Raw genomic sequence first — 23,340 nt, 5'->3', positions numbered from 1 at the left:
ATATTATAAAAAATACTAATAGTATTTAAAATAAGGCATATAAAAATTAGGGGCGAATGTAAAAAAAAAAAAAAAGTATAATAAAAATATAGGACAAAAAACAATTCGGAAGGGACGTTTATATGAAAAAGATTGAATTTAGATTTAGTGAACAAAATCCAATGAAATTGGTTTTGATTGAAAATGCTTATGCTGGTGATATTATTGATTTGTCAAGCTTAAGTAATAAAGAATTATTCATTTTAAGTAGCAGCATAAACAATGAAAGAAATGACGATATTAGAAATCAAGTAAAAACAGAAATACTTGAAAATCTTACAAATTTACCTGAATATAAGGTCAATGTTCAAGGTGTGATTGATGAGTATGATAAAAAGATTGCTTCACTAAAAACAGAACTTGAAGTCTCAAAAAGAGCAAGACAAGACGAAATTGAAAAATTAGAATCATCATTTAAATTAGCTCAAGAAATAGAAAAACAAAAGCAAGCTAATGCTTATAATGATTTAAAAAATCAGTTAAGTGAATTAAATGCTTCTATGAATTCGACAATTGAAGCTGAGAAAAGCAAGCTTGAACTAAATAATATTAAAGCAATAGAGAAAGCTAAAGAAGAATACAAAAAAGAATTAGAAAAAGAAAATCAAGTTAAGAATAATCAAATTATCGAAGAATTAAAAAACAATTTTAAAGAGCAAATTGAAGAACTTAAAAAAGAAAAAATTGAAGTTCAAAATAGATTAGAAGCTGCCAACGACACAATTGATGCTCTTAAAACAAGTAAATCATTATTATCTTCAAAGAGAGTTGGAGAAAACTTTGAAGAACAAATCGCTCACTTATTAGATCAGTACACGAACTTGGATGATTTAGTTGATTATGAAAAAACAACAACTAATATTGATGGTACAAAACCAGACTTCTTAGTTACTTTCTACAAGAACGAAAATAATAATAGAGTGAAAATTGGTTCTGTTGTTATTGAAGCAAAATCAGAAACGGAAAATGGCTCACAAAAGAACTCACAATTCATAAATAAATTAATCAAAGATCAAAAAGCTCGTCACGCAGAAACTGCATTCCTAGTTACTGAATTGGAAAAAGAAGATGACTTTCTTGTAAAGATTGAAAGAGATAAAGATAACAAGAACCAAGTTTGAGTAATAAGATTACCATTTATGATTCAAATGTTGCAACTACAACGTTATATGTTTTTAAAGGCTTCTGAATTCAATTTTGTCGAACTTAGAGATAAAATGAAAATTCTTGAAGAATTTGAACAATTCAAAAATAAACTTTTAGAAACAAGATTAGAAGCACTTAATAAAGTTGCGACTGATATGAAGAAACAAGTTGAAAAAATTCAAGATTCAGCTAATACACTTGAAAACTTACTTACAAATGATCTTGAAAGAAAATTCAGATACTTAGTTGATGAAGTTGAAAAATTCAAATTAACTAAGAAAATGAAAAAAGTTAATTGAGATAGTGCACCACAATCTGTCGAAGCTAAAACTCCACATTTAATCGAGGGAGCACAAGAAGCTCACATAGTTGAAGTAGAAGAAGAATAGAAAAAGAAAATCAGCAAATAAACTGCTGATTTTTTCTAATCCTTTTTATATTTATTTACTTTTTCTCTTTTGATTTTAGGTAAATTCAGAACCATTGTAAACTCACCTTTAATAGAGTCTAAATTTGCAAAGTGCTGAAGAATTTCGCTAGCAGACCCATAAAAAAGATTTTCGTGTAGTTTTGTAAGTTCTTTAGCTAAACAAATTTTTTCTTGTCCATTAAATACAGAATTAATGTCTTCTAAAGTTGAGATTAATTTATGAGGCGACACATAATAAATGTGTGTACCGATATTCAATTCTTTAAGTTGATTAATTCTTTGTTGAGTTTTGTCTTTAATAAAACCGTGAAATGTAAAGTCATTAGTAAAGTTAGAAGCAACAAATGCTGTTATAGCTGCATTTACACCTGGAATAATTTCGATATCTATGTTGTTTTTTCTTGCTTCTGCAATAACTTCAAATCCAGGATCTGATACAACAGGCATACCTGCATCAGATACTAAAGCAACGTCTTCTCCATTAGATATTAAGTTAATAATTCCTTGAGCACTATGTTTTTCGGTGAAATTATTGTATGTTAATAATTTTTTATTTGATATTTCATATCTTTGAAGAAGTTTAGAAGTGACTCTTGTGTCTTCGCAAGCAATTATGTTTACCTCTTGTAAAGTTCTTAACGCCCTTAAAGTTATATCTTCAAGATTACCGATTGGTGTTCCTACAATATATAATTTAGCCATAGTACTCCATTAATTTGTTTAATAAAAGTTGTTTATGTAATTCAAAATTACCTTGAAAGTTTTTTGAGTTATTAAAGTCATCTAAGTCAACTATAAATGTTAATAAGTTAGGGTGCTTTTCTAATAATTCTTGTCTTAGTTTATTTAGTTCTTTGTGCAATGGTAATGTTTGGAATTCTAAAAACTTACCTAATATGAATGCTTTTAATAGTGATAAAACAAAGTGTGCATCTTTATCGTTATCCTTATTTATTAGTGTTCTATCTAAATATTCAAACATATAAATTTTATTTAATAAAGATTGTCTCGTAGCAATTATGAAACCTGCAATAAGGTGTTGATATTTAACTAAGTTTTCAGAAGCTTCAGTTAAAAAAGTTAAATCGTTAGAAAGCATTTTGACAACTGAAAAAGTTGGATCATTTTTCAATGAAGCAAATTTTTCTTCTATTATATCAGGTGAGAGAATATCAACTTTTAAGACTTGTGCACGTGATAATATGGTTGGAAGAACATTATTCAGATTGTTTGTTGTCATTATAATAACAACTTTATCTGATGGTTCTTCAATTGATTTTAAAAGTGAATTAAGTGCAATTAATGAAGAGTTTTCAATGTTTTTAATGATAACTATTTTGTACTTATCAAAGTTGCTTGAATAAGAAACTTCATTAAAAACATTTTCAAATTCTTCTTTTTTAATAGGTTCTTCTGAACCGTCTAAATAGTAAATGTTAGATGGCAGGTTTAATTTGTCTAATTTAGCTATTGGAGCAGGGTTAATCTTGTTGATAAAATCTAACAAATCGTTGTCAAAATTGTAGTTACTACTAGCAGTTAATAAAAATAAATGATTTAGCTTATTTAATTTTGCTGAATCATTTATTGACTTTAATATAGATTGATTAATCATTACTCAAATGATTTAAGGTAAGATAAAAATTTTGGACTTTGTTGTAACTGCTTGATAATATCTTCTAAAACTTCATCTTCTGTTTGAGTAGCGTCAATAATAATGAAACGTTGAGGGTCTGATTTAATCATTTCTAAGTACCCTTTGTAAACATCGTGGTGGAATTGTAATTTTTCTTGTTCCATTCTGTCTTCAACTAATCTTGTTTCTTCACGACGCTTTTTAGCTTGCTCTGGAGTTAAATTTAAGAAAATTGTAATATCTGGCATTGTCCCATTAATAACTATGTTAGTAATAGCTTTTGTAAATTCAATACCTAAATTTCTTGCATATCCTTGATATGCATAAAAGCTATCTACATATCTATCACAAATAAGAATTTTATTTTCTTTAAGTGCTGGTCAAATTACTTTTTCTAAGTGAATTCTTCTACTTGTTGTGTATAAAAGAGCTTCAGCAACAGGTGAAAGATCTGATTCTTTGCTTAAAATAATTTCTCTAATTTTTTCAGCTTCTTTAATCCCTCTACCACCAGGTTCTCTTGTTCAAAGAGCAGGAATGTGTGGGTAAAGTTCCTGAAATTTTACGTAAAGTTTCTGTGTTAAAGTAGTTTTACCACTACCGTCTAAACCTTCAAATGATATAAACATAGTTTCCTCCAGATGATTGTAATTAATTTATTTTTGTCTATTTATAAGTGAGAATTTTAAAGTGATAGCATCAATGTAGTCAACTGATGAACCCACTGGTAAACCAATGGCTAATCTTGTCACTTTTAAATTCTGTTTAGTAAGTTTCTCCTTAAGGAATTCATTAGTTACCTCACCTTTTATGCTTGGAGAAATCCCTAAAATAATTTCATCAAATTTTTGAGCATAATCTAAAAGTTTTTGAATTTCTTTTTGATACTTTTGCTCCTCATATTCATTGATAATTAGATGTGAAAATACATAATACTTACCGTTGTAAATATTAGCATCTTCAATTTTTTGCATAACTTGTCTGTTTTCCACAATTAACAACGTGTTATCTCTTGAACTATTGTCACAAATACTGCAATAATTGTTTTCAATAACTTGCGAACAAATAGGACAAAATGTTGTTTTTTCTTTTACATCGATAAAAGCTTGTGCAACTTGTTGTACTTGCTCTTTTTCAGCTTCTAATATTCAATAAACAATTTTTTCAGCTTGTTTTTTAGAAATACCAGGAATTTGCCTGATAACTTCTAAAAATTTGTTAATTTGTTCAGTATTAAACATTCTTATTAAAATGGCATTCCAGGCATTGATGGAGCTAATTTATCTTGCTCTTCTTTGATTAAATCAATACCTTCATTGATCGCTATTGTAATTAAGTCTTGAAGAATGTCTTTATCTTCAGGATCAATTAATAATTCATCAATTTCAATTGAAACGATTGACATATCTCCTTTAAGAACTACTTCAATACCTTGTTTAGAAACTGTGAATGTTTTTTCATCTAATTCTTTTTGTTTTGTTTCTAATTCTTTTTGCATATTTTTAATTCTTCTTAAAAAATCATTATTCATAATAACCTCTATTCATATTCGATTTCTAATTCTTCATCATCACCTAATAATAATTTACCAATTTGAGTTAAGTCAGTTAAAGTGTTTTGTGCAAACTCATCTTCTCATTTTTTAGGTTTATAATCTGCAATTTGGATGTCTTTATTTTGTCCAATTGTTTCTCTAATTTTAGCAAGAGCTGCTGCATCAACTGGATAAATATATTTGTTTTTGTTATCAAAAACATATTTAACAAATTCTTGCATTTTAGGTGTGTTAGCAAGCTCTTTTAGCTTATTAACTTTAGCAGTATCTTTATTGTAAATGTTAATGAAATATTCTGAAGCAGCCATAATTAATGAGTCTTCAAACAACTCAGCAATCTCAGAAAACTCAGGTTTGTTTTGAGTGATTATTGCTAAATCTTGATTAATTGATCTTTGGAATTGAGCTACTTTATCACGTGATGGATCTTCTTTAGATCAAAGAGTGTTGTATATATATTCGAAAACATTAACTTCTTGTGGTTCACCAATTTGTATTGGTTCATCATTAGTTGGAATTTCTTCAGGTTCTAGGAGTTTTTCTTCTTCTTTTATTTCTTCCTGAATTTCTTTTTGAACTTCCTCTACAAATTCCATTGTTTCACCAAACTTAGGAACTTCTACTTCACGAGTGTTAATTAATATTTTATTTGTTGATGTATCTGATTGTAATTGGATAATATCATCATTAACATCATCAAAATCACTTGATAATTCGTGTTTTTGGATAATAAATTCATTTGTTTTATTAACTTGATCAGAAATTTCCTTTGTGAGTGCTTTATTAATTTCTAAAGATTCAAGTAAGATGTTTTTTTCTTCTTGCGCTTCAGTAGGTACGTTTTCTTGTTGATAAGGTGTAAATTCATCAGTTAATCCATTCCCGACAGGTTCAATTTCAGGAATTATTAATGCATCAGCAAAATGATTATCTGATTGTTTTGTTTCTTGTTCAACTTTTTCTTCAGTTTCTTTCTTAATTTCCTCTGTTTGTGTTTGTGAGGACTCCTGATTTACCTGATTTATTTCAATATCAAAGTTACCGGATATAACTGAAAAAATGTTTTCAGTTGTTAAAACAAACTTTTCTTCCTCAAGTTTTTCTTCTTCTATTTTTTCACTCAAAAATGAGTTATCTATAAAACCATCATCTTCAATTTCTTCAACTTTTATGTCTTGGAGAATAGTGTTTTCATTTTTGTCGACTTCCATTGAAATATTATTTTGAGGTTCATTAGAAGTTAATTCTTCTTCAATAATTTCTTTAGTTTCTGTGAAAACATTATTAGTTGAAGTTTTGTGATTTTCTTTGTTAAACACAGGTTTGATAAATACAGGTGCAACATAAGTTTCATCTGAATCTTCATGTAAACTAGGATTGATAGCATTTAAAGCTTTCAAAACACCTAATTGAATAATTTCAAATGGATATTCGCTTTTGTTAACTTTAATTAACATATCATAGAATATGTCAGTTAATTCAAAACAAGTTTTATTATCTAAGTGAACTGATGATAACTCTTCAGGTTCAAATCAACTTAATAAACTTACATTATTTGTTTTAGATAATATTATCTTTTCTTTTAAGAAGTTAACTAAACTCAAAACGAATTGCTGAGGTTCAACACCGTTATTTTGGAATTCATTTAATAATGAAATTAATTTAGTTCCATTGTTAATAGAAATTAATTGGAAGATTTTAACAATTTGCTCTGATGATAAAACACCGAAGTTTTGATAAATTGATTCAGCACTTATGATACCTGAATGCAACATACTAACTTGGTCGGCAATTGTAAGCGCATCCCTCATACCACCGCTAGATAATCTTGCGATGAGTTTAAGAGCTTGAGTATCATATTTTATATGTTCTTGGTTGAAAACTTTTGAAAGTTGTTTAATGATATTATCATCATTCATTCTATGGAACACAAAGTTTTGAACTCTTGATCTGATTGTTAAAGGAATTTTATGTAAGTCTGTTGTCGCTAAAATGAAAATAGCGTGTTTAGGTGGTTCTTCAAGTGTTTTTAATAATGCATTAAAAGCACTTTTTGTAAGCATATGAACCTCATCTATGATGTAAATTTTGTATTTACCATTCATAGGCGTTTGCTCAATTTTTTCCTTAAGATCTCTAATTTCATCAACACCATTATTTGATGCAGCATCCATTTCGATTATGTCAATATTGTTGTTTAAATTACTTAAGCAAATTTCACATGGATTAAGAACATCAGCAGGATCTTTATGAACACAATTTAACATCATTGCAAATATTTTTGCAATCGATGTTTTACCAGTTCCTTTTGGCCCTGAAAATAAATAAGCATGTGATATTTTGTTAGTCTTTAAAATGTTTTTCAAAGATAAAATTATGTGCTCTTGGCCTATAACATCATCAAATGTTTTTGGACGATATTTTCTATACAACGCTTTATATTCCATGTTTAATTACCCTTCTTAAAATTTGATATTGACATAAAAGATAAAATCTTTATTTTAATTATTATACTAATAAAAAACATATAGTTTTTTAAAAGTTTTAAAAAACTTTTATACCTATGTGCTAGGAATAAAAGTCAAAAAAGCTTAATTTAGTGAATAAGCATAAAAAAAGACCGAAAGGCCTTGATTATTCAGCGCTTCTAGCAGCTCTTCTAGCGTCTCTTGCACGTTCTTTTGCAAGTTTTTTAGCACGAGCTTCAGCACGTAATTTGTTTTTTAATCTAACTACTTTACGCATTTTTATCCTTTATTTAAACTATTTTTATAATGATAATTTTTATGAATTGTGCATATATATTTTTGCAAAAATACATGCTGTTTTTCTTATGTTATTTTACTATAAAAAGTCTTAAATCCTTCATATTTTTTAATCTTCCAAATTTTTATTTCGATACCTATGAATATACTTTAAAAATTGTAATTAGCATCTATATAATAAATTATAATTTTAATTAACAAGCATTTAAGTAGGAGTAAGTATGAAAAAAAACTTAGAACAAAAAATTGCAGACAAAATTATCAGACAGTCATTAGATAAGATTATGGATGATCGTTTTGGTAGATATTCAAAATACGTTATTCAAAATAGAGCTATTCCAGAAGCACGTGATGGTCTGAAACCAGTTCAACGTAGAATTTTATATTCTATGTTGGGACTTGGTTTAACTCACGATAAACCATATAAAAAGTCAGCTCGTGTTGTAGGGGATGTAATTGGTAAATATCACCCACACGGTGATTCTTCAGTTTATGAAGCTATGGTTAATATGTCTCAATGATGAAAAATCAATCACCCATTACTTGATATGCACGGTAATGTCGGTTCTATTGATAACGACCCTGCTGCCGCTATGCGTTATACAGAGGTTAGAATGTCGCCTATTGCTGAATATGTTTTAGGTGAAATTAAGAAAAATCCAGTTAAGTTTGCTCCTAACTTTGATGATTCAGAAATTGAACCAATAGTTTTACCATCATTATTCCCTAACTTACTTGTTAATGGTGCTTCAGGTATTGCTGTAGGTATGGCAACTGAAATGCCCCCACATAACTTAAATGAAATTATTGATGGAGCTATCTACAGAATTACAAATCCATTTTCACATTTTGATGAAATTTCAAAAATCGTTAAGGGTCCTGATTTCCCAACAGGTGGTGTAATCAAAGGGAACAAAGGTATCTTAGAAGCGCTTGAATTTGGAAACAATACAAAAAACAAAATCAGATTGTTTTCTAAATACACAACTTCTGAAGATGAAAAACATAAATATATTGAAATCACAGAGATTCCTTATGGTGTAGTGAAGTCGAAATTAGTTTATGAGATTGACAAAATTATTAAAGATAAGTTAATTGATGGAATTACAGAAATTAAGGATCAATCAGATAGAGATGGCATTAGCATTTTAATTACTTTAAATAAAAATGCTAATGAACGTAGTATTTTAAATTACTTACTTCAAAAAACAAATATGCAAGTTATTTACACATACAACAATACTTGCATCCTTAAAAATGAGCCTGTTACACTTGGTGTAATTGGGCTTCTAGATGCTTACGTAGCTCACGTTAAAGATATTAAAGTTAAGACTTTAACATACGATTTAGAAAAACTTAAATTACGTTTAGAGCTTGTAGAAGGGTTTATTAAGGTTTCAGAAATTTCAGATGAAGTTATTGCAGTTATTAGAAGATCAGAAGGTTCTAAAGCTGGTGTTATTCAAAACTTAATTAAAGAGTTTGGATTTACACAAAATCAAGCAACAGCTATTGCTGAAATGAGACTTTACCGTTTATCTAAAACAGATAAGCAAGCCTACTTGAATGAAAAAATACAATTAGAAAAAGACATTAAGAAAATTTCCAAATTGCTTATTGATCCAAAAGCGTTTGATCAGTACATTATTGAACAATTAATGGAAATTAAAGTTAAATTTGGAACTCCAAGAAAAACTCAAATCGAAGATCAAGAATATGACTTTAGCTATGATCAAACCGATTTAGTCAAAGAAGAAATTCTTAACATTGGAGTTTCAAGAGCTGGATACATTAAGAGATTCTCACAAAAAGTTCTTGATAGTAATAAGATTGAAAATTATGGACTTAAAGATGATGACTATTTAGTTTTCTTCGGAAAAGTAAATTCGTTACATAACTTAATTTTCATTACAGCTCAAGGTAACTACATCGTGTTCCCTGCTTACAAAATTCCAGAAGATAAATGAAAAGACAATGGAACTCACTTATCTGCTTATGTAGATATCCGTGTGATGGATGAAATTGTGGGAGTGTTTGAAGTTTCAGATTGAAATATTTTATCTTACATTGCTCTAGCAACAAAAGATGGATATGTTAAGAAAACAGTGCTTAAAGATTTTGAAGTTTCAAGGGTTAATAAAATTTACAAAGCTATTAATATTGAAAAAACAGATGCAGTTGTTAATGCTGTTATGACAGATGGAACAACTAACGCAATCATAATTACTGAAAAAGGTAATGTAACTAAGTATTCTGAAACTGAATTACCACAATTTGGAACTAAAGCTAAAGGTAATAAAGGGGTTTACTTATCACTTGATGATAAGATTGCTACATTTACTTGTGTTAAATCAGATCAAATGGTTGGTATCTTATCAACAAATGGACAAATTATTAAAATTAATTCATCTAAATTACCATCTGTACCTAAAAATATTAAAGGTAAACCTTTATTAAAAGATAATAAGAAATTTATTCCATACGTTTGTGAGCCAATCAATGATGAATCAGTTATCTACATTAAAGATGATTTTGAGCACACAATTATTGAATCTGTTAAATCATATGGCGTTTCAAGCGATAGCGCAAGAGTTTATAATATAGATGTTCCAAGTATTTACAAAATGTCATTTAATGTTAAATATTTTGATAAGGATTATGCAATTGCGCAAAACTTATTCACCCAAGAGCAAGTGAAGAAAGAAAAAGATCTATTAGAGAAGACAGATACTGTAGTTTCTAATGTTTCAAAAAGTTTAGATGACATTTTAAGACGTATTGATGAATTAACTAAGAGTACAAAGAAATAATATCTCAGCAATGGGATATTTTTTTATTTGCAAAATTTGATTAAAAAAAGAATAGCTATTTTTTAGCTATTCAATTATTAATTCATCTAAACTATTTTATTCTTTAAAGCAATTATTGCGCCAATCATTGAGAATAATGGTCCTAAGAAAATAGAAATTATGTAAAGCACCATTACAGCTGTATTTTGTGATGAAACTCTTATCGCTCCTATGATTACGAGAATAAATCCTGTAAGTCCTGTTGCAAAAGATATAAATCCAAGAATACCAAAAACTATAATGTATGATACCATGAATGCTGCAACATCAGAATAGTCTTTTTCATAGGTTCCATCACCTGAATCTGTTATTGTTGCAGATACACCAGCAACTGCTACAGAGAATAAGAAAATAACAACTGCAAAAACTATTCATAATAAAAGGTTTACAATTGATAAAGCTAAAATGGGTTTAGATAAATTGCTTTGTTGTTTGTTCATAATAACCGATGTTTCCATTTTTATACTCGTTATATTTTAACTATATAACATATTAATTATATATTATTTGAGTTAGTTTAACTAATTTGTCGGAATAACAGTTATCTTGTAGGTTGTTTGTGATTTGTTGATATCAATTCTTGTTGATTCAGTAGTCATTTTGTAACCTTCCGGAACTAATTTAGCTACGTCATAGTAATAAAAGTAATCAGGCAAGTTAGTTGTATTTGTGAAAATCACTTCATCATTATCGTTCACAAATTCAAATGTGTATGGGAACATAGTAACAGGAGCACGTTTTTTGGTGATAGTTATATTTATAGTTTCTGTATCATCTAGAGCATAAGTGTTTTTGTTATATTCATATTCACCTGTCTTATATTCTTCAGGTAAATTCTCATCATCTACTTCAAAAAATTGAATATATTCATCAGCATCTATTGAATGCATATAGGAGTAAACAATTTCATTTTTGTATAAAAAATTAATTTCGACTTCTCTTTTAGGTATTTCGTAGTGTCTATTTGAATTTTGCACAGTAATAACAATTCTTGCTATAGTCACACCTAAGCCACAGACCATTAAAAATGATGCTCAAATTATTCATATTAAGGTTTTCTTATTAATTTTCTTTTTCACATCTCTCCTGTTAGTTAATAAATTTAATTATAAAGATTTATCAGATTTTAAGTCTAAAAAATAGACTTTTTAGTCATTTTTAAAAGAATATTATGCTAAAAATTAACATATATAATATATTAATCATGAGTATATTCGATTTAAAAGCAGACTATAAACCACAAGGCGACCAACCTAAAGCAATTAAAGAATTAGCAGAGGGTGTTAAAAAAGGAAATACTGACCAAGTTCTTTTAGGAGTGACAGGTTCAGGAAAAACTTTTACTATTGCTAATGTTATTAAAGAAGTTAATAGACCTACTATTATTTTGTCTCATAACAAGACTTTAGCAAGTCAGTTATATAGTGAGCTAAAGTCATTTTTCCCTAATAATGCAGTTGAATATTACATTAGTTACTTTGACTTTTTCAGACCTGAAGCATATGAACCAAGTACTGATGTTTATATTGAAAAGGATTCTAAAACTAATGAGCAAATTGAAATCTTAAGAATGAGTGCAATTAATTCATTAATTACACGTAAAGATGTAATTGTTGTGGCCAGTGTTTCAGCTATTTATGGAGCACTTTCTCCAGATGTTTATAAAGATTCATTCTTTAGATTTTACAAAGGTCAAGAAATCGGGTTGAATAACTTTATCACACAACTTATCAAAATTAAATATGATAGAAATGATATAGACCAGTCTCCTGGAGATTTCACAGTTAAAGGTGACACGGTAATTGTTAGACCTGCTGATTCTGAAAATCATGCAATTAGGATTTCATTTTTTGGAGATGAAATTGAAGATATTGCAACAATAGATCCACTTACAAAGGAAGTCTCTAAAAAACATAATATCTATGTACTTTCACCTGGAGATGAGTATGCTACAGATAAAACTGTTTTTGATAGGATAATTCCAAAAATTGAAGAAGAATTAGCGCAATCAATTGCAAAGTTTGTTAAAGAACAGAAAATTCTTGAGTCTGCTAGATTATCTCAAAGAGTCAAAAATGATATTGACGATATGAAAGAATTTGGTACTTGCAAAGGTATAGAAAATTACTCAATGTACCTTGATGGTAGAACTTTCGGTCAAAGACCATACACAATTTTAGATTACTTCCCTGAAGATTCATTAATGTTAATTGATGAGTCACATATGTTTATTCCACAATTAGGAGCAATGTATAAAGGGGATAGATCAAGAAAAGAAAAACTTGTTAATTATGGTTTTAGATTACCATCTGCTTTTGATAACAGACCTTTAATGTTTAATGAATGAGAAACTGAATTTAAGTTTCCTAGAATTTACATTTCAGCAACACCGGGCGATTATGAACTTGAAAAAACTGAACCAAGTAATATTTCAAAACTTTATGTTCGTCCTACTGGATTAGTTGATCCTGAAATTATTATTAAACCAAAGCAAAATCAAATTGAAGACATCTATGACATCATAATAAAACAAAGAGAAACTGGTGAAAAAACAATCATTCTAACAGTGACAAAAAGAAGCGCTGAAGAGTTATCGACTTACTTAATTGAGCACGGAATTAAAGCTGCTTACATTCACTCAGAACATAACACTTTTGTTAGAAATGAAATTATTAGAAAGCTTAGAAAAGGTATTTACGAAGTTATTGTCGGGATTAACCTTTTACGTGAAGGTATCGATATACCTGAAGTTTCTAGAGTACTTGTTTTAGATGCAGATGTAGCTGGTTTTATGCGTAATGCGAGAAGTTTAATTCAGATTACAGGTCGTGCAGCTCGTAACGCAAATGGTAAAGCAGTTTTCTATGCTGATAGAATCACTGAAGCTATGAAAATTTGTATGGATGATAATGAAGAAAAAAGACGTATTCAGCTTGCTTACAATGAAAAACACGGAATTGTACCTAGAACAATTATAAAACCTATAAGTGAGCCAATTCATGGTCACGATATTACAAATGCTGTTGAAGCTATTTTAGCTAAACAGAACAAAACTAAATCAGGCGACAAAATTGATAAGAAAGCTAAGCAAGAAATTATTGACGATATTAGAAATCAAATGAATCAAGCTGCAAAAGAGCTTGATTATGAAAGAGCTATTGAGCTTAGAAATATATTATTAGAATTACAAGAAACAAAATAGAAAGGAGTATTAAATGAGTAAAGAAAATTTATTAATTATTCAGGGAGCTAGAGAAAATAACCTTAAGAATGTTGATTTAACTTTACCTAAAAATAAGTTAATTGTATTTACAGGTCTTAGTGGTAGTGGTAAAAGTTCACTTGCGTTTAACACAATCTATGAAGAAGGAAGAAGAAGATATGTCGATTCTCTTTCATCTTATGCAAGAATGTTTTTAGGAGGGACTAAAAAACCGGATGTTGACAAAATCGAAGGATTAAGTCCATCGATTTCAATTGAACAAAAAACTGTTCATAATAACCCTAGATCTACTGTTGGGACAGTTACTGAAATTTATGATTATTTCAGATTACTTTTCGCAAGAATTGGCAAACCATATTGTCCTACACATAACATTGAAATTTCAACTCAGACAACTAAAGACATTTTAAATTCAATTTATGAACAAGAACCTAATTCAAGACTTGTTATTTTAGCCCCATTAGTCGATGGAGAAAAAGGAACACATCAAAATCTTTTTGAAAAGCTTAAAAAAGAAGGTTTCTTAAGAGTTAAAGTTAACGGTATGTATATGATGCTTGATGAACCTATTGATTTGACCAAAAACAACAAGCACACTATAGAATTAGTAATTGATCGTGTTAGATTAACTGAAGAAAATTACAATAGAATTTCACAAGCTTTAGAAATTGCAACTGAATATGCAGATGGATTGATTAAGGTTGAAAATGTTGACTTAGATAAAACATTTATATTCTCAAAAACATACTCTTGCATCTACAAAGATTTCAATATGCCTAAAATTGAAACAAGATTATTCTCATTCAATGCTCCATATGGAATGTGTGATAACTGTAAAGGTTTAGGTCTTGAGTTTAAAGCTGACTTTGATTCAATTGTTCCTGAACCTTGAAGATCAATTAACGAAGGTGGTATTGAATATTTCCAAAATACAGTGAATACTCAAAACCTTGAATGACAAGAGTTTGATCAACTTTTAAATTACTACAATATAAATAAAAACACACCTATTGAAGATTTATGAGAAAAGGAGCTTGAAATAATTAAATATGGTTCACATGAACCTATCGCTTACACATTGGTTTCTTCATCAAATAACATCATCAGAAGAGAAAAAGAAATTGATGGTATCTTAACTAAGATTGAAAAAATGTATTATGAAACTACTTCAGATAGAAGAAGAGATTACCTTAAAAAATATATGGGTTCATTCACTTGTTCAGTATGTAAGGGTTCAAGATTAAATGAGTATGCATTAGCAGTTAAATTAGATAATAAAAATATTTATGATTTTATTGCTTTATCAATCGAAGATTCACTTGTAGCAGTTAATAAATTAATTGATACATTAAATGATAATGACAAGCAAATTTCATCATTAATTACAAAGGAATTAATCGACAGATTAAGCTTCCTTAAAAATGTAGGCCTTGACTATTTAACCCTTAACCGTAGTGCTGAAAGTTTAAGTGGTGGAGAAGCACAACGTATTAGATTAGCTACTCAAATTGGTTCAAATTTAACAGGTGTTTTATATGTTTTAGATGAACCATCAATTGGATTACATCAAAAGGATAACTTAAAACTTATTGATGCGCTTAGAAAAATGGTTGATATTGGAAACACATTAATTGTTGTCGAACATGATGAAGACACAATGTTTGCATCTGACTATATCGTTGATATAGGACCAGAAGCCGGATTAAATGGTGGAACAGTAGTTGCTCAAGGTACTTTAGATGAAATAGTAAAATCAAAAAATTCAATTACAGCTAAATATTTATCTGGTGAATGAAAAATCGAAGTTCCAGCAACACGTAGAGGTGGCAATGGTAAACAAGTTACTATTTATGGAGCTAGAGAAAATAACCTTAAAAATATTGATGTAACTATTCCTCTAGGTAAATTAGTTGCAGTGACTGGAGTTTCAGGATCAGGAAAAAGTACATTAGTTAATGAAATTTTAGTTAGAGGAATTCAACATTCAATCGGACTTAGCGAAGGTTTAAATCACAAGAAAGCTAAATTTAAAACTATTTCAGGCTTAAATAACATTGATAAAGTTATTGCAGTTTCTCAGTCGCCAATTGGAAAAACTCCAAGATCAAACCCTGCTACTTACACAGGTGTATTTGATGATATTAGAGAAATTTACGAAAACATTGAAGAATCCAGAATTAGAGGATATACAAAAAGTAGATTCAGTTTCAATGTGCCTGGTGGTAGATGTGAAAAATGTTCAGGAGATGGTTTCATAAAAATTGAAATGCACTTTTTACCTGATGTTTATGTGCCTTGTGATCAATGTGATGGTCAAAGATACAATAAAGAAACACTTGAAATAAAGTACCACAACAAAAATATTTCTCAAGTTTTAGATATGAGTGTTGATGAAGCGATTGTATTTTTTGAGCACAGAAATAAGATTATTGAAAAACTTCAAATCCTACAGGACGTAGGTTTAGGTTACATTAAGCTTGGACAAATGTCGACAACTTTAAGTGGTGGAGAAGCACAACGTGTTAAGTTAGCAACTTACTTGCAAAAGAAACCAACAGGTAAAACAGTTTATGTCCTTGATGAACCAACAACAGGATTACATACTCACGATGTTAAGAAATTAATTCATATTCTTAATAGAATTGTTGAAAACGGTGACTCAGTTATTGTCATCGAACACAACTTAGATGTAATCAAATCTTCCGATCACATTATCGATTTAGGACCTGATGGAGGAGTTCACGGAGGACAAATCGTTGCTCAAGGGACACCTGAACAAGTTGCTGTAAATCCAAGAAGTTACACAGGTCAATTTCTTAAGAAAATTTTGTAATCAAAAACTTAATTAATTTAATAAAATTAAATTACAAAATTTAAATTTCAAGGAAAATACTCAATGAATAAAGAACGTAAAAAAATTAATGTTAAGAAAATCATTGATTTCTATGATTTAAAAATCATAAATGGTGAAAATCAAGAATTGGTTTATAACGACATTTATCAACCTGCAATCAAACGTGTAGGGTTAGAATTAGCAGCTAATTATTTAAATGACAGAATTAACAAAAACGTTATTGCTTGAGGGACTGCTGAATCATCTTGATTTTTTGAAATAGGTAAAACTAAAGCTTACCAAGCTATAGAGTGTGTTATTTCACAGCAACCTCCACTTGTTATTTTGTCTAAAGGGTTTAATAAACCTGCGATTAACTGAGTTGTAGATATAGCGAACAAATATAAAGTTCCAGTTGCACTTGTTAATATGAGTACATCTTACATATCAACAAACATCGGTTCATATTTAAATAACTACTTTGGAGAAGTTACACAAGTTCACGGAACATTAGTTCTTATTGGAGGAACAGGTGTGCTTATTACTGGAGCTAGTGGAGTTGGTAAATCTGAAGCTGCTTTACAACTAATTCAGCAAGGTGCAGTTTTAATTAGCGATGATGCTGTGTTGATTAAAGATAACGGAAACATTTTTATCGGATCATCACCAGAAATTACACGTAATTTTCTTGAAATCAGAGGTATTGGTTTAGTTGATATTAAAAAACTTTATGGAGTATCAACTGTGGCCAAGTCATCAATCATCGATCTTGTTATCGAACTTGTTAAACAAGATGGTAACAGTGAATTCGATAGATTAGGTGTTGATTATTTAGAATATCCAATTTTTGGACGTTCAATTAAGAAAATGCAAATACCAATCAAAGAAGGAGGTTCAGCTGCTTCATTAATTAGAGCTGCTGTTAATACTTACTTAGCTAGAAATGATGGTATGAATGTATTAGATGAAATTTATGAAAGGACACTATTAGAAAATGAATAATTCAGCATATCCTGCTTGAGTACCTGATTCTCCAATAGCAGAGGGTACTTCAACAATCTTATTTAGTATTGGTTCCTTTCAAATGCACCTTTACTCATTTATGATTATGTTAGGTTTTATCCTATCAATTCTTACTGTTTTATTCTTCTGATTTAAAGAAGGCTGAAATATAGATATCTTATTTGTGATAATTTTAATCACAGTTCCTGCTGGTATCTTTGGAGCTCGTTTAGGGTTCATTATTGAAAGACTTATTTATCAACCTGATAATCCATTCCCTAACTCGCATTGATACGCAATTTGACAAGGGGGATTAAGTATTCAAGGAGGAGTTATTCTAGCCGCTTTCCTTGATATAGTTTACTTATACACAAAGAGAAAAGATGTTGATCTGAAAAAAGCATTTGGATACATTCTTCCAGCAGTTTTAGTAGGACAATTTGTTGGACGTTTTGGAAACTATGCTAACCACGAGGTTTATGGAAAAATAGACTGAACTGGTGCATCAGTATTAGTGTTCGGAAAATCATTTGCTTCAAATATGTACATTTCTGACTCATTAACTGCAAGTATGGGTCTTGAAGGTGCCTACAGATATCCATTATTCTTATACGAAGGATTAGCAAACTTAATTGGTTATATTTTAATTTGTTGAGTTGTTAACTACTTTGGATTATTAAGACCAGGGTCAGGTGGAGCTTTATACTTAATTTGATATGGTATAACTCGTGCTGCGATGGAACCTTTACGTGAAGAATCATATAACCTTTATTCAGTAGTTGCGATCTTATTCATCATCGGTGGTGGATTAGCACTTATCTACTTTGAATTCTTAAGAGGAAATTTATATGTAAGAAAATTAGAAAAATACAAATTTGTATTTGAACACAAAAATAAAGAAGCTTACTTAAATCACGTAAACATCACAAGTTTTAGCTACTTATTTAGTAAATTATGAACTAAAAGACCTGTAGCTTAATTTAAATATATCCAAGCAATTGGATATATTTTTATTTTGCAAATTTAGATGCTTAATCAAACTAAAATTTACTTAGCTCAATTAGCAAAAACTTACTTTTTCACCAATATAACTAGCAAATTTGTATTTTTTGATAAAATCTACTCACATTTAACAATGATTTAAAAAGTTATAAAATTTAAAGCTAAATAATTAGTTTTTAAGGAGAGAAGCTATGAACGAAATTTATGATCTTGTGATTATTGGTGGAGGACCTGCTGGATTAAATGCAGCTTTATATGCATCAAGAGCAAATTTGAATGTTGCATTTATCGAAAAGGGTGCTCCTGGTGGTAAATTATCATCAACTGCAAAAGTTGAAAACTGATTAGGTACATCTGAAATTGAAGGTTGAAAATTAGCTCAAGAATTCTTTGACCATGCTAAAGAATATGGAGCTAAATATCTTTATGGTACAGTTACAAAAATTAATAACTTAGATAAATATGATAAAGAAATTGTTTTATCAGATGGTTCAGTTGTTAAAGGTAAATCAGTTTTAATTGCAACTGGAATGATAAATAGAAAACCAACTTTCATACCTGAATATGATAGATTTGAACACTTTGGAATTAGTTACTGTGTCGTTTGTGATGCTCCATTATTTGGTAAAAATCCATCGGTAGTCTTAGGTGATGGAAACTCAGCTGTTGAAGAATCAATTTACTTATCTAGAATTGCTAGTGAAGTTAATTTAGTTATCAGAGATGAAACCTTTAAAGCTGATAAAGTTTTAGTTGAAGAATTATTGAAGCAACCAAATATTAAAGTGTTTAAAAATTCACAAATAGTTAAGTTGCTGGGTGATAGACAACTTGAAGGAGTTGTTATTGAAAATAAAAATGGTGAGCAAATAGAACTTAAAGTTTCATCGTTTTTCCCTTACATAGGATTTGAATCGTCTGCGTGATTTGCTCAGGATTTAGGAATACTAGATGAAAAAGGTTTTATTGTTACTAACGATAAAATGGAAACAAATGTTCCAGGAATTTATGCAGCAGGTGATATTAGGCAAACAAAAGTTCGTCAAATAGTTACAGCAGCATCAGATGGTGCAGTAGCTGCTAGAAGCATAATTGATTATTTAAGTTAATTTGCAATTTAAAAGAAAGGAGTGATAATGCAGAGGGCACAAACTAAAAATTATGTTCCAACACATTTTAGTTTCTTTGAATTAACGAAAAATTATAGAACTGCTTCATTGCTTTCTATATTATTTGCTATTTTAGAAGTTGTAGCACAAGTGCTTATTCCGTTAGCTGTTAAGAAATTGATGGATAATGGAATTCAAAAGTTAGCATTTGCAGCATTACAAAACGAAGCGTGAAATGGTATTTTAAAATATTCGCTTGTTATTATTGCGCTTGCTTTAGCATCACTTGCTTTTGGTGCACTTAGTGGAATTTTCGCATCCAAAGCAGCTGCAGGACTAGGTTATAATGCTAGAGCATATGCTTATAAAAATTTAATGAGGTTATCATTTAAGAACTTAGATAACTACTCAAATGGTACACTTATAACAAGACTAACAACTGATATTGTTTCTATTCAAAATGCTTATTTAAACATCATTAGAATGATGCTTAGAGCACCAATTATGATTTTGGTTGCTATTTCTATTGCATTTACAATAGCACCTATATTAGCATCAATTTTGCTTGCAATTATGGTTGTGTTAGCTATATTTATTGGTTTTGTAATGTTTATGGTTTATAGAAGATATCATTTAATGCTCAAAGCTTATGATGGCTTAAACACAAAAATTGGTGAAAACTTAAATGCAATTAGAACAATTAAATCATTCGTTAAAGAACATGATGAATTGATTGATATTAAGAACTCATCAGCATTAGTTAGAAAAATTTCTATAATGACTGAAAAATGAATTAACTCAAACAGAGCTTTATTTGGGTTACTTATTTATGTTTGTTTAGTTTCATTTATTGCAGTTGCTACAAAAGATATTGTTGTGAATAAGCAAAATGCAACAATGGATTTTGGTACATTAACTTCTTTCATTGGTTATATGTTCCAAGTTTTAGTTAACTTCATTTTATTCTCTGTAGGTGTTATTAATGTAACTTCTGCTAAGGCATCAGCTAAAAGAATTAGAGAACTTATTGAAGAAAAACCAATTTTAGTTCAAAAAGAAGATGGGTTCACAGAAGTTGCTAGTGGAAAAATTGAATTTAGAAATGTGTCTTTAAAATATAAAGAACATGCTGAATTAAATAACTTAAATAATATTAATTTAACAATTGAACCAGGTGAAACTGTTGGTATTTTAGGAAAAACAGGAGCTGGTAAATCTTCACTTATTTCACTTATACCAAGGTTATATGATGTAACTAATGGAGAAGTCTTAGTTGGTGGAGTTAATGTTAAAGATTACAATCTTGAAGCACTTAGAAATCAAGTTTCTGTAGTGCTTCAAAAGAATGTTTTATTCACAGGAACAGTTGTTGAAAATATGCGTTGAGGAAATGAAGAAGCAACTGATGAAGAAATAATTGAAGCACTTAAAAAAGCATCGGCTTATGACTTTGTTTTTGCCAAAGATGGCTTGAGCACTTGAGTAGAAGAATCAGGAAACAACTTTTCAGGTGGACAAAAACAACGTCTTTCAATAGCAAGATCTATACTTAAAAAATCAAAAATTCTTATCTTAGATGACTCAACTAGTGCAGTTGATAATAATACCGATAAGAAAATCCAACACTCACTTAAATACGAATTAGGAGATGTAACTAAAATCATTATTGCACAAAGAATTTCATCAATTCAGCACGCAAATAAGATTGTAATTATTAATGATGGTGAAATTTCAGGAATTGGTAAGCACGAAGAACTTTTAAAATCAAACGAATACTACAGACATTTATATGAAACACAAAATAGAGGTAGTGATGAATAAAAGAAAAACTATAAAAAGCTCAGAAGCTAAAGGCGCTCTTAAAAGAGTTATTGCACTTATCTGAGCTACTAATAAATGATATTTCATGCTCATTATTTTCGGTTTCGTTATTTCATCAGTAGTAAATGTTTTGGGTCAATCTTACCTAGGGTTAGTGCTATTCAACAAATTCTTAGTTCCATTTTTTCAATCAGGTTTCACTGAATTTGATTGAAATGGATTCAACCTTTCAATCATTATCTTAGTTAGTTTATTTTTATCAGGTGTGCTTTTTGAATTTATAGCAACAAGATTAGCAGTATTCTTAACACATACAACTATTAAAAACCTACGTGATAGCTTATATGAAAAAATGCAAACATTACCAATAAGCTACTTTGATAAGAAACTTAAAGGTGACTTAATGTCATTGTTTGTTAATGATGTTGATGTGCTTAAGCAATTCATAATGCAAACTGTACCAACAATATTTTCAAGCTTAGCAACACTTATTGTGACAACAGTGTTTATGCTTTACTACAACTGATTTTTATCATTAATAGTATTTGCACTTGTAGGAACAACTATGTTCTTATCATCTGTTTATGCAAGGAAATCAAGTAAATTCTTTGCATTAAGACAAAAACGTCTAGGTATTATTAACGGATTTATAAATGAGATGATTAATGGTGTTAAGGTTATTAAAGTCTTTAATCATCAAGAAGCTTCATTTGAAGATATGCAAAAGAGAAATAAAGAGTTCTATGAAGCTGACTACAAATCAAAAGCTTATGTAACTGTTTTATTCCCTGTATTTATGAATATTGGAAATATCAACTATGCAATTATTGCTATTATTTCTGGACTCATTTACCTTAACGGTGGTAAGATTGGTTCATTAGATGTCACAATCAGTGCAGGAGTTATTGTTGCGTTCTTACAATATGCAAGAAACTTCTCATTACCAATTTCTCAAATTGTTCAAGAGTTTAATACACTTGCAATGGCCGCGGCTGGTGCAAGACGTGTGTTTGATGCAATGGATAATTTATCAGAAGTTGATAAAGGTTCAATCGAAATTATTAATCATTCAGATTTATCTAAATCAAGCATTGTTTGATTTAATTCTCATGATAAAGAAAAATTCTTAAGCGAACCATCAAGATACTACTTCAAAATACCAATGGGCTCAATGGGATGCTTAATTAAAAGAATTGATGGTAAGTTTGATTTCAATCACGTTTATGCAGGTTATGTTGAAGGAAAACCTATTATTAAAGATTTTGATTTACATATTAAACCAGGTGAAAGAGTTGCATTTGTTGGTGCGACTGGTGCTGGAAAAACTACAATTACAAACTTAATTAATAGATTTTATGATGTATTTGAAGGTTCAATTAAACTTGATGGAATTGATATTAGACTAATTAAAAAATCTTCATTACGTAAATCGCTTGGATATGTTCTTCAAGAAACTTCATTATTTACTAAATCAATAGCTGACAACATTGCTTATGGTGCTCCTGATGCAGCAATTAAAGATATTAAAGAAGCTGCAAAAATTGCTAATGCAACTAGATTCATTAAACAAACAGAAGATGGGTTTAATACTATCTTAGAAAATTCAGGAGAATCGCTTTCACAAGGCCAAAAACAACTTCTTTCAATTGCTAGAACAAGTATGTTAGATCCAATGATATTAGTGCTTGATGAAGCTACTTCAACAATTGATACAGAAACTGAAAGAGAAATCCAAGAGGGTATGTATGAACTTATGAAAAATAAAACTTCATTTGTTATAGCACACCGTTTAAGTACAATTAGAGATGTAGATAAAATCGTTGTAATGGATCAAGGACAAATTAAAGAAGTTGGTTCTCATGATGAGCTTATCAAATTACACGGTATCTATCACCAACTTTACACAGGTAAAATTGAACTTGATTAACTC

The 23,340-nt window shown here is 29.4% G+C and carries 17 protein-coding genes; 9 read left to right on the top strand and 8 right to left on the bottom strand.

What is annotated here, in order from left to right:
- Positions 1-122: 122 nt before the first annotated feature.
- Complete coding sequence (locus VBM90_RS02205; protein WP_323176724.1) at positions 123-1,574, top strand: DUF2130 domain-containing protein; 1,452 nt, start codon at positions 123-125, stop codon at positions 1,572-1,574.
- A gap of 35 nt (positions 1,575-1,609) precedes the next feature.
- On the opposite strand, the gene rsmI is transcribed toward VBM90_RS02205, so the two are convergent.
- From rsmI to dnaX, 6 genes are read right to left on the bottom strand one after another with little or no spacing between them, the layout of a single operon-like run.
- Positions 1,610-2,317 (bottom strand): 16S rRNA (cytidine(1402)-2'-O)-methyltransferase, encoded by a 708-nt coding sequence (gene rsmI, locus VBM90_RS02200; RefSeq protein ID WP_323176723.1) that lies wholly within the window; start codon positions 2,315-2,317, stop codon positions 1,610-1,612.
- Positions 2,310-3,230, bottom strand: coding sequence for a hypothetical protein (locus tag VBM90_RS02195; RefSeq protein WP_323176722.1), 921 nt, complete (start codon positions 3,228-3,230; stop codon positions 2,310-2,312). The genes rsmI and VBM90_RS02195 overlap by 8 nt, the downstream gene beginning before the upstream one ends.
- A complete protein-coding gene (gene tmk / locus VBM90_RS02190; protein WP_323176721.1) occupies positions 3,230-3,880 on the bottom strand; it encodes a dTMP kinase in 651 nt (216 codons plus the stop codon). Before tmk ends, VBM90_RS02195 begins: the two co-directional genes overlap by 1 nt.
- A gap of 27 nt (positions 3,881-3,907) precedes the next feature.
- Positions 3,908-4,492 carry a toprim domain-containing protein gene (locus VBM90_RS02185; RefSeq protein WP_323176720.1) on the bottom strand — a complete coding sequence of 195 codons (585 nt, stop codon included), beginning with the start codon at positions 4,490-4,492 and terminating at the stop codon, positions 3,908-3,910.
- Between the two features lie 5 nt (positions 4,493-4,497).
- Positions 4,498-4,782, bottom strand: coding sequence for a YbaB/EbfC family nucleoid-associated protein (locus VBM90_RS02180; protein ID WP_257089044.1), 285 nt, complete (start codon positions 4,780-4,782; stop codon positions 4,498-4,500).
- An 8-nt stretch (positions 4,783-4,790) separates the two neighbouring features.
- Entirely contained in the window at positions 4,791-7,253 is a 2,463-nt protein-coding gene (dnaX, locus tag VBM90_RS02175; RefSeq protein WP_323176719.1) for a DNA polymerase III subunit gamma/tau, read from the bottom strand.
- Between the two features lie 539 nt (positions 7,254-7,792).
- On the opposite strand from dnaX, the gene VBM90_RS02170 reads away from it, so the two are divergent.
- Positions 7,793-10,381, top strand: coding sequence for a DNA topoisomerase (ATP-hydrolyzing) (locus tag VBM90_RS02170; protein WP_323176718.1), 2,589 nt, complete (start codon positions 7,793-7,795; stop codon positions 10,379-10,381).
- An 86-nt stretch (positions 10,382-10,467) separates the two neighbouring features.
- Here VBM90_RS02170 and VBM90_RS02165 read toward each other — a convergent pair whose 3' ends face one another.
- Both VBM90_RS02165 and VBM90_RS02160 read right to left on the bottom strand, forming a co-directional pair.
- Positions 10,468-10,878 carry a hypothetical protein gene (locus tag VBM90_RS02165; protein WP_323176717.1) on the bottom strand — a complete coding sequence of 137 codons (411 nt, stop codon included), beginning with the start codon at positions 10,876-10,878 and terminating at the stop codon, positions 10,468-10,470.
- A gap of 63 nt (positions 10,879-10,941) precedes the next feature.
- Positions 10,942-11,499, bottom strand: coding sequence for a hypothetical protein (locus VBM90_RS02160; RefSeq protein ID WP_323176716.1), 558 nt, complete (start codon positions 11,497-11,499; stop codon positions 10,942-10,944).
- Between the two features lie 125 nt (positions 11,500-11,624).
- Between VBM90_RS02160 and uvrB the strand changes: the two genes are divergently transcribed.
- From uvrB to VBM90_RS02125, 7 genes are all read left to right on the top strand, one after another.
- Complete coding sequence (gene uvrB, locus VBM90_RS02155) at positions 11,625-13,622, top strand: excinuclease ABC subunit UvrB (RefSeq protein WP_323176715.1); 1,998 nt, start codon at positions 11,625-11,627, stop codon at positions 13,620-13,622.
- 13 nt (positions 13,623-13,635) lie between these two features.
- Entirely contained in the window at positions 13,636-16,476 is a 2,841-nt protein-coding gene (gene uvrA / locus VBM90_RS02150) for an excinuclease ABC subunit UvrA (RefSeq protein ID WP_323176714.1), read from the top strand.
- Positions 16,477-16,539: 63 nt separating this feature from the next.
- On the top strand, positions 16,540-17,478 hold the full coding sequence (gene hprK, locus VBM90_RS02145) for an HPr(Ser) kinase/phosphatase (RefSeq protein ID WP_323176713.1): 939 nt from the start codon (positions 16,540-16,542) through the stop codon (positions 17,476-17,478).
- Positions 17,471-18,457: a prolipoprotein diacylglyceryl transferase gene (gene lgt, locus VBM90_RS02140; protein ID WP_323176712.1), complete on the top strand. Its 987-nt coding sequence runs from the start codon at positions 17,471-17,473 to the stop codon at positions 18,455-18,457. Before hprK ends, lgt begins: the two co-directional genes overlap by 8 nt.
- Before the next feature lie 214 nt (positions 18,458-18,671).
- Complete coding sequence (locus tag VBM90_RS02135; protein WP_323176711.1) at positions 18,672-19,589, top strand: NAD(P)/FAD-dependent oxidoreductase; 918 nt, start codon at positions 18,672-18,674, stop codon at positions 19,587-19,589.
- Positions 19,590-19,616: 27 nt separating this feature from the next.
- Positions 19,617-21,410 (top strand): ABC transporter ATP-binding protein, encoded by a 1,794-nt coding sequence (locus VBM90_RS02130; RefSeq protein ID WP_323176710.1) that lies wholly within the window; start codon positions 19,617-19,619, stop codon positions 21,408-21,410.
- Entirely contained in the window at positions 21,403-23,337 is a 1,935-nt protein-coding gene (locus tag VBM90_RS02125) for an ABC transporter ATP-binding protein (protein WP_323176709.1), read from the top strand. The genes VBM90_RS02130 and VBM90_RS02125 overlap by 8 nt, the downstream gene beginning before the upstream one ends.
- Positions 23,338-23,340 lie beyond the last annotated feature (3 nt).

The sequence above is a fragment of the Mycoplasma sp. 2704 genome (assembly GCF_034863285.1).
GTDB lineage: Bacteria > Bacillota_I > Bacilli_A > Mycoplasmatales > Metamycoplasmataceae > Mycoplasmopsis.
Note: the sequence above shows the minus strand (reverse complement) of the source record. Positions and strands in the feature narration are given on the sequence as shown.